General features: G+C 71.9%; 12 protein-coding genes. 3 read left to right on the top strand and 9 right to left on the bottom strand.

Annotated elements, in window-relative coordinates; all coding sequences use genetic code 11:
• Nucleotides 1-223: 223 nt before the first annotated feature.
• Together EAO75_RS13740 and EAO75_RS13735 are read left to right on the top strand one after the other, a co-directional pair.
• Entirely contained in the window at nt 224-667 is a 444-nt protein-coding gene (locus EAO75_RS13740; RefSeq protein ID WP_147995336.1) for a hypothetical protein, read from the top strand.
• 32 nt (nt 668-699) lie between these two features.
• Complete coding sequence (locus EAO75_RS13735; protein WP_187284425.1) at nt 700-1,098, top strand: hypothetical protein; 399 nt, start codon at nt 700-702, stop codon at nt 1,096-1,098.
• Between the two features lie 78 nt (nt 1,099-1,176).
• Here the strand turns inward: EAO75_RS13735 and EAO75_RS13730 are convergent, their stop codons facing one another.
• A complete protein-coding gene (locus tag EAO75_RS13730; RefSeq protein WP_147995335.1) occupies nt 1,177-2,079 on the bottom strand; it encodes a hypothetical protein in 903 nt (300 codons plus the stop codon).
• 95 nt (nt 2,080-2,174) lie between these two features.
• The gene (locus EAO75_RS13725) at nt 2,175-3,047 is read right to left on the bottom strand and encodes an alpha/beta fold hydrolase (protein ID WP_147995334.1); all 873 of its coding nucleotides are present in this window, start codon (nt 3,045-3,047) and stop codon (nt 2,175-2,177) included.
• A 134-nt stretch (nt 3,048-3,181) separates the two neighbouring features.
• Between EAO75_RS13725 and EAO75_RS13720 the strand changes: the two genes are divergently transcribed.
• Complete coding sequence (locus EAO75_RS13720; protein ID WP_147995333.1) at nt 3,182-3,739, top strand: CGNR zinc finger domain-containing protein; 558 nt, start codon at nt 3,182-3,184, stop codon at nt 3,737-3,739.
• Between the two features lie 29 nt (nt 3,740-3,768).
• Here the strand turns inward: EAO75_RS13720 and EAO75_RS13715 are convergent, their stop codons facing one another.
• From EAO75_RS13715 to EAO75_RS13685, 7 genes are all read right to left on the bottom strand, one after another.
• Nucleotides 3,769-4,413: a LuxR C-terminal-related transcriptional regulator gene (locus EAO75_RS13715; protein WP_147995332.1), complete on the bottom strand. Its 645-nt coding sequence runs from the start codon at nt 4,411-4,413 to the stop codon at nt 3,769-3,771.
• Entirely contained in the window at nt 4,377-5,696 is a 1,320-nt protein-coding gene (locus tag EAO75_RS13710) for a sensor histidine kinase (protein ID WP_147995331.1), read from the bottom strand. The genes EAO75_RS13715 and EAO75_RS13710 overlap by 37 nt, the downstream gene beginning before the upstream one ends.
• Nucleotides 5,697-5,827: 131 nt before the next feature.
• The gene (locus EAO75_RS13705) at nt 5,828-6,313 is read right to left on the bottom strand and encodes a MaoC family dehydratase (protein ID WP_410092278.1); all 486 of its coding nucleotides are present in this window, start codon (nt 6,311-6,313) and stop codon (nt 5,828-5,830) included.
• Nucleotides 6,314-6,391: 78 nt separating this feature from the next.
• Nucleotides 6,392-7,423 (bottom strand): 2,3-diaminopropionate biosynthesis protein SbnB, encoded by a 1,032-nt coding sequence (gene sbnB / locus EAO75_RS13700; RefSeq protein ID WP_147995329.1) that lies wholly within the window; start codon nt 7,421-7,423, stop codon nt 6,392-6,394.
• A 53-nt stretch (nt 7,424-7,476) separates the two neighbouring features.
• On the bottom strand, nt 7,477-9,204 hold the full coding sequence (locus EAO75_RS13695) for a phytoene desaturase family protein (RefSeq protein WP_147995328.1): 1,728 nt from the start codon (nt 9,202-9,204) through the stop codon (nt 7,477-7,479).
• Nucleotides 9,204-9,932, bottom strand: a complete 729-nt coding sequence (gene fabG / locus EAO75_RS13690; RefSeq protein WP_147995327.1) for a 3-oxoacyl-ACP reductase FabG — start codon at nt 9,930-9,932, stop codon at nt 9,204-9,206. Before fabG ends, EAO75_RS13695 begins: the two co-directional genes overlap by 1 nt.
• Nucleotides 9,929-11,056 carry a beta-ketoacyl synthase N-terminal-like domain-containing protein gene (locus EAO75_RS13685; RefSeq protein WP_147995326.1) on the bottom strand — a complete coding sequence of 376 codons (1,128 nt, stop codon included), beginning with the start codon at nt 11,054-11,056 and terminating at the stop codon, nt 9,929-9,931. Before EAO75_RS13685 ends, fabG begins: the two co-directional genes overlap by 4 nt.
• Between the last annotated feature and the right edge of the window lie 7 nt (nt 11,057-11,063).

Below are 11,063 nucleotides of genomic sequence, written 5' to 3'. Positions count from 1 at the left end.
CCTACTCTCGGCCCGTGGGACAACCCGAGCAACGCGCCGAGGGCGCAGGACCGTTCACCACCCGGCTCACCTGGCACCTTCCCGTCGCCGTCGCCGCCCGCCCCGCCACCGCCGGCGCCACCGCCGGCGCGACCGCCACGTCCGCCGGCCGACAGCCCTCGATGTCAGAGTCAGCTGCTAGCTTCCGCCGTCCGAGAGAAGACCGGGAAGGGGATGAGGGCTGGTGGGGGCTTCGGAGTGGGACTACTACGTGCCGTATCAGGAGGACCTGAACGCCGCGCTTCAGCAGCTGCGGCGTGCGGTGTTCGAAGCCGGGGACTACTACTGGGTCAACGGCGCCGACTGGCGGCCGCAGGAGGAGCGGGAACCTCGGCCGCAGTCGCTGGAGGCGCTGTGGGAGGACGAGTTGGTCCAGGAGGCCGGCACGCACTCGATCCTGGACGTCTTCCACGTCGTGGGGCCGGACGACACCCCGGACTACAACACCGTCGAACCCGTGACGGCCGAGGAGGCGCGCGAACTGCTCGGTGTCGACAGGCTGACACGTGCCCACGTCAAGGACTTCGACGTCTTCCCCCGATCACGATGGATCGCGCGGTGCGCGGTGTTGCACGATGACGAGGGCAAGCCCCAAGAGATCCGTTTCTGGGGCCACTCGGGCGACTGAGCCGTGGTGGACGATCGGAGAACCCGCTGGTGATGGACGAGGAAATCCCCCCGGCCCTGACCGTGGTCCTGCGCGATCTGCACGCGCAGTGTGTCGTACGACCGCGGCTGGAGCAGCACCCCGAGTTGGGGCTGCTGCTGTATGCGCCCGACGGCAGCGGCCAGGGCGTCGACCTGTCGATGGGCGCCACCCCCGAGGAATGTCTGGCGGGCATCGCCGACCAGGTTCAGGACTGGGCGGTGGAGGCGTTGTGGTCCGAGGGGGAGTCGGCGGTGTGGCCGCAGTGTCCCGCCCATCCGGACGCCCATCCGCTGACGGCGACGGTCACCGACGGTACGGCGATGTGGGTGTGCCCGAAGAGCGGGACCGCCTTCGCTCGGATCGGCAGGCTGGAGGCGGGACCGGGAGGCTTGACGGCTCCTGGGCCGTGAGAGGCCCGACCGTCGCGGGAGAGTTTCACGGGTTTCATGACTCCTGGGCCGTGAGTCGCTCGACGATCGCGGGAGAGTTCACGGCTCCTGGGCCGTGAGTTGCTCGACGATCGCCGCGGCGGCGTCCGACCGCCGCCTCGCCTCGCGGAGCAGACGGTCCGCGGTGCGGGCGTGGTCGCGTGCCGTCTCCTCCGCGGACCGTGCCTGCCGTTGCTCCTCCCTGGCGCGCTGGAGTTCGGCGGTCATGTCGCTGACCCGCTGCTGAGCCTCGTCCCAGCGCTTCTTGGCCGCGAAGGCCTCGCGGCTCGCGGTCGCCGCCTCGTCCTGACGGGTTCGCAGTTCCCGGGCGGCCTTGTCGGCGTCCTTGCGGGCCTGGGTGAGCCGTCGGCGCCGCTGCGCGGTGGCTTTGGCGTCAGGGGGAGGCGGCCGCGGGGTTTCGGTCGCAGGCGTACCCGTGGGGGCGCGACGGGCGGCCGCGTTCTCGGCCATGGCCGGGAATCCGGTGCCGGCCGGGAATCCGGTGCCGGCGGTGAGCGGCTTCACCAGTCTGCCGCTCGCCCACTCCCGTGCCGCCTCGGGGTCCGCCAGGACGGCGCGCAAGGTGTTCTCGACCTCGTGGCGGGCTGCTTCGGTGATCGGGTGGCCCGCCTGCGCGGCCAGTTGTCCGGCCTGCCGGGACAGCGCGCTGATCAGGACCCGCTGCTGCCGGCTCAGCTCGCGCAGCTGCTCTCCGTCCAGGTCGTGGTGGGCCTGCCGCAGGCCCTCGCCGAGGCGCAGGAGCGGTTCGACCTCGCTGTGCCGTTCACGGACCAGGAGATTGCTGGCCCAGGCCGACAGGCTCGGGCGTCGCAGCTTGCCGATACGGTCCGCGAGGGCACGGTCGCCGGCCGTGCGGGCCGCGGCGATGCGGGCGGCGCGGGTGGTGGTGAACTCCTCCGGCCGCAGCCTGTACAGCTCGTCGGCGACAGTGTCCAGGTCCATCGGCGTTCCCTCTCCGCGACAGCCTCACCGAGGTCCCCGCGCCACGGAGGTCCACGTCGATTTTCGCACCTTTCGCGCGGGGCGCGCAGGCCCGGCTACTTCCAGGCGCGGTCGAGGAAGTCGGCGATCAGCGCAGCGACCTGCGACAGGTGGGTCTCCAGGGCGAAGTGGCCGGTGTCGAGGAGGTGGAGTTCGGCGTCGGGCAGGTCGCGCAGGTAGGCACGCGCGCCGGGCTCGGTGAAGAAGGGGTCGTTGCGGCCCCAGGTGATGAGGGTGGGCGGGGTGTGGCGGCGCAGCCACGCCTGCCAGTCGGGGTACCGCTCGAAGTTGGAGCGGTAGTCGAGGATCAGTGATCGCTGGGCTTGCTTGCGGCCCGGCAGGTCGAGGAAGTGCTGGTCGAGGGTCCAGCCGTCCGGGGCGATCAGGCCGGGGTCGGCGACGCCGGTCTCGTACTGGCTGCGGGTGCCGTCGAGCGTGAGTACGCCGTCGATGGTGTCGTCGGCGCCGGGGGTCTCGGGGGTGAGGCCGATCAGGGTCAGGGCCATGTCCGAGAGGCCCTCCTCGTAGGCGTTGCCGTTCTGGACGACCAGTCCGGCGATCCACTCGGGGTGGCGTTCGGCGACACGGAAGCCGATGGGGGCGCCGAAGTCGAAGACGTACATCACGAAGCGGTCGAGGCCCAGGCCCTGGACGAAGCCCTCGGTGATGTCGGCGAGCCGGTCGAACGTGTACGTGAAGCCGTCCGGGGCCTCGGTGTGGCCGAAGCCGGCGTGGTCCGGGGCGATCAGCCGGTACTGCGAGCCGAGCGTGTCGATGAGGGCGCGGAACTGGTGGGAGCCGGACGGGAAGCCGTGCAGGAGCAGCAGTACGGGCGCGTCGGGGCGGTCGGGGAGGGACTCCCGGTAGAAGACGCGGACGCCGTCGACGTCCAGGTGGCGGTGAACGGTGCGGGCTGTCGGAGCGAGCATGACCGGTCTCCTTCTGATGGAGCTGTCCAATGGAGCCCTCTAACGGAGCCCTCTAATGGGTTGCGGACTTGGTTGCACATTAGGTCTACGCCGACACGGGCTAACGTGTCAACCCATGCATGTACCATTAGCCCATGAGTGATCCCGCACCTCTGACCGGGGAACCCCTGGCCCTGGACCTGGTCAACACCCGGCCGGCCACCGGCGACCTGCTCACCACGACCGACAGCCTGCGGGCCTGGTGGATTCTGGAAGCCGACCGGCTCGCGGAGGGCATGCCCGGTGAGGTCGGCGCCGACGATCTGGCCGCGGTGCTCGCCGTGCGGGAGCACATCGCGCGCGCCCTCGACCACGTCCGCCGGGGTGAGCGGCCCCCGGCGCAGGACATCGAGGCGCTCAACCGGACGCAGCGTGCCGCGCCGGCGATCAGTGAGGTGGTGTGGGACGGGTCGGCGGTGGCCGTCGCGCGGCGGCGCGAGGGCTCACCCGGTGTGCGGCTGGCCGCCGGTCTCGCTCAGGCCGCGGCCGAGCTGCTGGCCGATCCGGCGGTCACCGGGATCCGCAAGTGCGAGGCGGACGACTGCGTGATGCTCTTCCTGCCGACCAACCCGCGCCGCCGCTGGTGCTCGACCGCCCGCTGCGGCAACCGGATGCGGGTCGCCCGGCACTACCAGCGCCGCAAGGCCGGGTAGCCGCGACCTCGGCGTCGACGCAGGGCGCGTCACTGGTCCAGATACGCCAGTACCGCCAGCACCCGCCGATTGTCGCCGTCCCCCGGCAGCAGGCCCAGCTTGGTGAAGATGTTGCTGATGTGCTTGGCGACGGCCTTCTCCGAGATGAACAGGCCTTGTGCGATACCGGCGTTGGAGCGCCCCTGCGCCACCCACTCCAGGACCTCGCGCTCGCGTTCGGAGAGGCTGCCCACGGCCTCGTCGCGCTCCTTGCGGACCAGGAGCTTGGAGATGACCTCGGGGTCCATCGCGGTGCCGCCCTCGGCCACCCGGCGGATGGAGTCCAGGAACTGGCCGCCGTTGGTGACACGGTCCTTCAGCATGTAGCCGACCCCGCGGCCGCCGCTGGTCAGCAACTCCCGTGCGTAGAGCGGCTCGACGTACTGGGACAGGAGCAGCACCGGCAGGTCCGGCATCCGCTCGCGGGCCGCCAGCACCGCGCGCAGCCCCTCGTCGGTGAACGTCGGCGGCAGCCGGACGTCGACGACCGCGACGTCCGGCTGCTCCCTGATGAGCGCGTCCAGCAGTTCCGTGCCGTTGTCCACCGCGGCGACGACCTCGTGGCCGTGGGCGCCGAGCAGGCGGATGAGTCCGTCCCTCAGGAGGAAGTGGTCTTCGGCGAGGGCAATACGCACGGAAGCTCCATCGTCACCATGGTCGGACCGTTCACGGGGCTGTTCACGGCCAGCACCCCGTCGAAGGTGGCGAGCCGGCGTTCGATGCCCCGCAGACCGCTGCCGCGCGAGGCGTCCGCACCGCCGTGGCCGTCGTCGGTGACGGTGAGGCGGAGCATCCCGCGATCGTAACGGATGTCGATCCAGGCCCGGTCGGCGCCGGAGTGCTTGGCGACGTTGGTGAGGATCTCCGAGATCGCGAAGTAGGCCGCCGATTCGACCGGCATCTCCGGGCGGCCCGGAAGGTCCACCTGGACCTCGGTGCGGACCGGGCAGACCATGGCCAACGCCCTTACGGCGTCCGCGAGTCCGCGGTCGGCGAGGACCGGCGGGTGGATGCCGCGGACCAGGTTGCGCAGTTCCTCCAGCGCCTTGGAGGAGGACTCGCGCGCCTCGATGAGCAGGGCGCGCACGGCCTCCGGGTTGGTCTCCAGGAGGTGTTCGGCGGCGTCCAGGGTCATGCCCATCGCGACCAGGCGGGCCTGGGCTCCGTCGTGCAGGTCGCGTTCGATGCGGCGGATCTCCGCCATCTGCGTGTCGACGGCGTCGGAGCGGGTGGTGGCCAGGTGTTGGATGCGGCTGGCCATCAGCTCGCTCTCGCTCGGCGCGAGCATCGAGCGGGTGTACAGGGCGTGCCGGCGCACGGCGCGCGGCGCCGACCACAGGGCCAGCGGCAGCTGCAGGACACCGAGGACACCGGCGAGGACGGCGGTGGCCTGGCCCTCGATCGGGATGAACTGGTACCACAGGCCGTCCCATTCGACGGACAGCGGAACCCCGAAGAAGGCGAGGAAGATGCCCCACACGCCGCTGAGGATCAGGGCGAGCGGGAAGAACGCGAAGAACGCGCCGGCCAGCGGGTCGACGAGCACCCAGACCCACTCCCGCCGGGTCTGCGGGTCGCTCATGATCCACCGGTAGCGGGCGGCGGCCCCGGAGGCGCCCGCGGGCACCGGCGGCAGCGGGCCGGGCGGGCCGGGGATCTCCACCCCCGACCAGCGCAGCGCCAGTTGACGCTGCTGGGCGGCGAGGTTGCGCACGCCCTCCATGGCGCGCGGCACCACGCCGAGGCCGGGTCCCACCAGCCAGATCGCGCCGGAGACCGCCAGGGACCGGCCGAAGGCCGCCATGGACATCCAGCACAGGGTCATCGCCCGCCGCAGTCCCACTATCCCGGCCGCGACCGAGAATCCCCTGATCCCGTCCGGCGGGCGGTTCACCCCGAGCTGCATCGTGCGGTCCATACGACTCGCTCCTCTCTGCTACCTGTGCGGTACGTGGGCCGAAGCGCCCGTGCCCTCATTGTTGCGACGGTCGGGGTGCTGACGCGGTGGGAAAAACTCCCCTCTTGGGCGGCCGAAAAGGGGTGGTTCTACTACCCCTCGGCCGGTGCGGGGCCGATGAACAGCGACAAGGTGTCCGCCACGCAGGCCGACTGCGGCTGTCCGTCGATCTCCACCTCCACCGTCATACGTACGGCGGCGAGGTGGCCGGCGGGGGTCTCGCGCACGCCGGTGAGCTTGGCGCCGCCGCGGACGCGGGCGCCGACCGGTACGGGGCGCGGGAAACGCACCTTGTCCAGGCCGAAGTTGACGCCCATCTCGATCCTGTCGATGTCGAAGATCGCGCGCATCATCTCCGGCAGCAGCGCCAGGGTCATGTAGCCGTGCAGGATGGTCCCGCCGAACGGGCCGCTCGCCGCCCGCTCCGGGTCCACGTGGATCCACTGGAGGTCGCCGGTGGCCTCGGCGAACTGGTCCACCCTGTGCTGGGTGATCTCCAGCCAATCGCTGTAGCCCAGGTGTTCACCGGTGGCGGCGGAGAAATCGGCCAGACTGGCGAAAGATCTCATGGCTCCGATTCTGTTCGGGGGTGGGAGAGCAGGACAAGGCGCGCCTCGGCCACGGGTCCGTGGCGTCAGCGCGCCGTCAGTGAGGTGTCAGCCGTACCGCTTCATCTCGTGGAAGAAGCCGGGCACGGTGTGCAGTTCGCCGTCCTGCGCGACCCGGTCGTACACGTACTTGGCCACCGCCATGTCGAGGACGCCCAGGCCGAACGGCGAGAAGATCACCGGCCGGTCGGCCGGCGGGGTGACGGCCCCGGTGAGCACGTCGTACAGCGTGCCGGCGACGAAGTCCCGGTGGCCGACGCGCTGTTCGGCCAGGTGCGGTGAGGTGCCCGCCTTCATGCAGTGCTCGATGTCGTCGACGGCGTTCCACGAGTCGAGGACGATCTCCGGGGACAGGTCGCGCAGCGAGACGTGCAGCACCAGCGGGTTGTGCGTGAACCACTGCGGGTCGGTGACATGCGGTTCGCCCGCGACGGTGGCGAAGACGACCAGGTCGCAGGCGCGGATCAGGTCCTCGGCCTTGTCGTGGACGGTGATCTCCACGTCGTCGCCCGCGGCGCGCCGCAGATAGCCGGTGAAGCCCTCGGCGTGCTCGGCGGACAGGTCGTGCACGCCGATCGCCTCGAAGTCGAAGCCGCTCGCCGCGAGGTAGGTGTGCAGATAGCGGGCGATCAGGCCGACGCCGATGAAGCCGACCCGGGTGGGCCGCGTGCCGCGCGCCGCGCTGAGCCGGTCGGCCGCGAGGGCCGCCGAGGCCGCGGTGCGGGCGGCGCTGATGATGGAGCTCTCCAGGCAGGCGAAGGGGTAGCCGGTCTCGGCGTCGTTGAGGATCAGCACCGCCGAGGCGCGCGGGATGCCCGCGGCCACGTTCTCCGGGAAGCTGGAGATCCACTTGATGCCGTGCACGCCGACCTCGCCCTTGACCGAGGCGGGCAGCGCGATGATCCGGGACGAGGGGCGGTCCGGGAAGCGCAGGAAGTACGAGTCCGGGTTGACCGTCTGTCCCTCGCCGTGCAGCCGGTAGGCGGCCTCGACCGCCGCGACGACCTCGCTCTCGTGCCCGTCGAGCACCTCGTGCACCTGGGCGCCGGAGACCACGGCGAAGGGCGGGACCTGATTCATGGGAATGCTGCTCCTGAGAAGAGTGGGAAGGTCGTACGGAGGAGGGGCCGGGGTCAGCCGATGCGCGCGAGCCCCTTCGCGCCCTGCCGAGCCCGACCGCGGGACACCAGCAACGGGTCCCAGTCCGAGTCCCGTTCGGGCAGTCGCGCCGGATCGCCGAGGACGGTTCCGGCGTACACCTCGGCCAGCAGCGGGCGGCCCAGGATCTGGGAGGCCACGGCCATGCCGCCGGTGGCGACGCCGCCGACCCCGCTGCCGTAGCGGACGTTCTGGCCGACGACGTAGAGGCCCTCGACGTCGGTGCGCACGTCGGGGCGCCGGCCGTCGGAGCCCCAGCTGGCCATGCCGTACGGGGTGCCGCCGCTGGCGCGGATGTAGCGCTCGTTGGTGAGCGGGGTCGCCGTCTCGACGTGGGTGATGCGGTCCCGGATCGGGCCGAGGACCCTCTCGGCGGCGTCCAGGATCAGCTCGGTGACCTCGCGTTTGCGTGCCAGGTAGGCGGGGTTGCGGCGGTAGGGCTCGCCGTCCACGGGGCCGCCGCGTACACCCCAGAAGTCGTAGCCGGGCGGGCAGCCCGTCATCAGCTGGAAGTTGCTGTGGCCGGGCGGGCACACGGCCGCGGAGCCGGAGTCCTTCAAGGAGGCGAAGGAGAAGGCGAGTTGGGGCACGCGGTCGAAGACGCCGTCGCGTTCGTAGCGGTCGAGCACGGACGCGTGGGCGCGTTCCATGTCGTCGCTGTCGTGCCACCAGATGTTGGCGTTGGGCAGGTCGTCCAGCTCGGTGTCGAGGGCGACGTACACGGCGACGACCGCGCTGCGCATGGTCGCCTCGCGGGTGCGGGCGACCAGGTCGGCGGGGAAGGTCTCCTCGCCGCCGCACAGGTCGAGGACGGTGCGCCGGTAGTCGGCGTTGGAGACGACGAGCGGCGCGAACACCCGCTGTCCGTCGGCGAGTTCGACGCCGGTGGCACGCCCGTCGTCGGTCAGGATGCGGCGTACCTCGCAGCGGGTGCGCAGCTCGCCGCCGTGGGACTCCAGGGCCTCGACGAACGCGGCGACGAGGGTCTGTCCGCCGCCCTCGGGGTAGTACGCGCCGCGCAGGTAGTGGTCCATGATGTTGACGTGCTCGGCGAAGCCGATCCCGTCGGGCATGGCGCCGTAGTTGCCGGCCTGGGCGGCCAGCAGGGTGCGGCCCTTCGGGGACAGCTCGCAGTGGTCGAGCGCCTGGCCGAGGGTGCGGCGGGTCCAGCGCATCGTCTGCGGCGACCTGCGGAACAGCTCGACCATCGACTCGCCCATGAGCCCGGCCCGGCTGGCGCCGGCCACGGCGGTGGCGAGGTCGATGAACCGGTCGATCCGGTCGGCCTCGGCGGGCAGGGCCCCCTTCAGGCGGGCGCGGTACTGCTCCCAGCCGGCGGGGACGTCCACGGTGGCCGTGGGCGTGATGATCCGGTCGAAGCCGCCCTCGTTGTCCATGGGCCGAAACCGCACCCGGTCGCGTACGCCGAGCCCGGACAGGACCGCGGGGAGCAGTCCGTCCTCGCCGCAGTCGCCGAGGTAGTGGGTGCCGACGTCGAACTCGTACTTGCGGCGCCGGCGGAACACATGCGCGTTGCCGCCCGCCACGTCGTGCTGTTCGAGGACGAGGACCCGGCGGCCGTCGGCGGCCAGATACCCGGCGCCGACGAGTCCGCCGATGCCGCTGCCGACGACGATCGCGTCGTAGTGCCGGCCGTCGAGGTCGTGTCCGCCCCGCTGCTGTGGTCGCGCTGCGCCGCTCATCAGAAGGTGCCGCCGCCGTGGATCTCGAAGACCGAGCCGGTGATGTACGCGGCCCGCTCGGAGACCAGGAAGGAGACCAGGTCGGCCACCTCCTCGGGCCGTCCGAGGCGGCCCAGCGCCACGTTCTTCAGCTGCTTGTGCAGGGCCGCCTCGGGCATGTCGCCGACCATGTCGGTCTCGATGAGGCCCGGCGCGACCACGTTGGCACGGATGCCGCGCGGCCCGCACTCCTTGGCCAGGGACTTGGTGAAGCCGATGATCCCGGCCTTGGAGGCGGCGTAGTTGGCCTGGCCCGTGTTGCCGTGGATCCCGGCCACCGACGACAGGTTGACGATGGCGCCGGTCCTGCGCTTGCTCATGGAGAACGCGGCGGCCCGGCACACGTGGTAGACGCCGTCGAGGTTGGTGCGCAGCACCTGGTTCCAGTCGTCCTCCGGCATCAGCACCAGCGGCCGGTCCCGGGTGATGCCGGCCGAGGTGACGGCCGCGTCGACGGGGCCGAGCTCGCGTTCGGTGCGGGCGTACCAGTCGCGTACGTCGTCCGCGTCGGCGACGTCGCAGCGGGTGGCCGTGACGCGGGTGCCGGACTCGGCCGCTTCCTTGGCGAGTTGCTCGGCGGCGTCGGTGTTGGAGCGGTAGCAGAAGGCGACGTCGTAGCCGTCCCGCGCCAGGCGCAGCACTGTCGCCCGCCCGATGCCCCGGGAGCCGCCGCTGACCAGCGCGATCATCGCTGCTCCCCCATCAGTCGCAGAACCGCCACGGCCACGGCGCCGTCCCGGTCGACGGCGGAGACGAGAGCTGTACGGCCCCGGGAGTCCGGGTCGGCCTCGGCGACCGAGAGCACCGCGGCGATCTGGAAGGACGCGGAGGCGGCGCTGGTGTCGCCGAGCAGTTCCATGGACGGCACGCGGGAGAGCGCGTCGGCGGGGACGAGGCCGGCGAGGGCCTCGTGCTCGGCGCGTCCGGCGGCGGTGGGCGCGGCGCACGGCACGGCCGCCCACACCTCGCCGGCGTCGACGCCGGCCCGCTGAAGGGCACGGCGGGCGCAGGCGGTGACGGCCGCGCCGGGGTCGTCGTCGATGTCGACGCGGGTCTCGACGCTCAGCACGGCGGCCAGCGGCGGGCGTTCGGCGGTGTCCGCGTGCTCGATGAGGAAGAGCCCGCAGCCCTCGCCGAGCAGCGGCGCGGGATCGCCGGACGCGGCGGCGGTGTGCTCGAACCAGGCGTGCGCGGCGGAGAACTCCTCGGCGGAGCCCACCAGGTACTTCGTCGCCCGGCCCTGACTCATCAGGCGGCGCGCGTAGTTGAGGGCGAGCAGTGCGCTGACCCGGCCGCCGGCGACCGTGGTGTTGGGGCCCTTCAGGTCGTGCCGGATGGCGGTGGCGCCGGCCGCGTGGTTGAGGCTGCCGAAGGGGATGCGGCCCGCGTCGACGTAGAAGGGGCGGGCGTTGGTGTACGACTGGCGCAGGAAGTCGGTGACGTTCTCCAGGCTGCCCATGGTGATGCCGAGGACGACGCCGGTCAGGTCGTCGGTCTGCACGGCCCGGTTGCCGTCGGCGTCCAGGAGCAGTCCGTCGGAGGCGACCAGGGCCAGCGCGGTGAGCCGGTCCATCTTGGCGGTGCCGCGCGGGCCGAGCAGCCCCTGGATGTCGAAGCCGGGCACCGTGCACACGTCGGACGACGGCAGCGGCCCGAGGCCCGCGTCCGCCTTCACGGCCGTCTTGGCTCCGGCGCGCACCCCGGCGGCGAACTCCTCACGGCCGATGCCGTACGGCGAGACCGCCGACCAGCCGGTGATGACGGGTGTGCCGGGCGGCAGCGTGGCCTCCGGTCTGGCTGTTGCGGTGCTCATGGTCGTC

This window comes from Streptomyces sp. UW30, from assembly GCF_008042075.1.
In the GTDB taxonomy this organism is placed as follows: domain Bacteria; phylum Actinomycetota; class Actinomycetes; order Streptomycetales; family Streptomycetaceae; genus Streptomyces.
The sequence above is the reverse complement of the archived record's forward strand: the minus strand, read 5'-3'. Positions and strand labels throughout refer to the sequence as shown.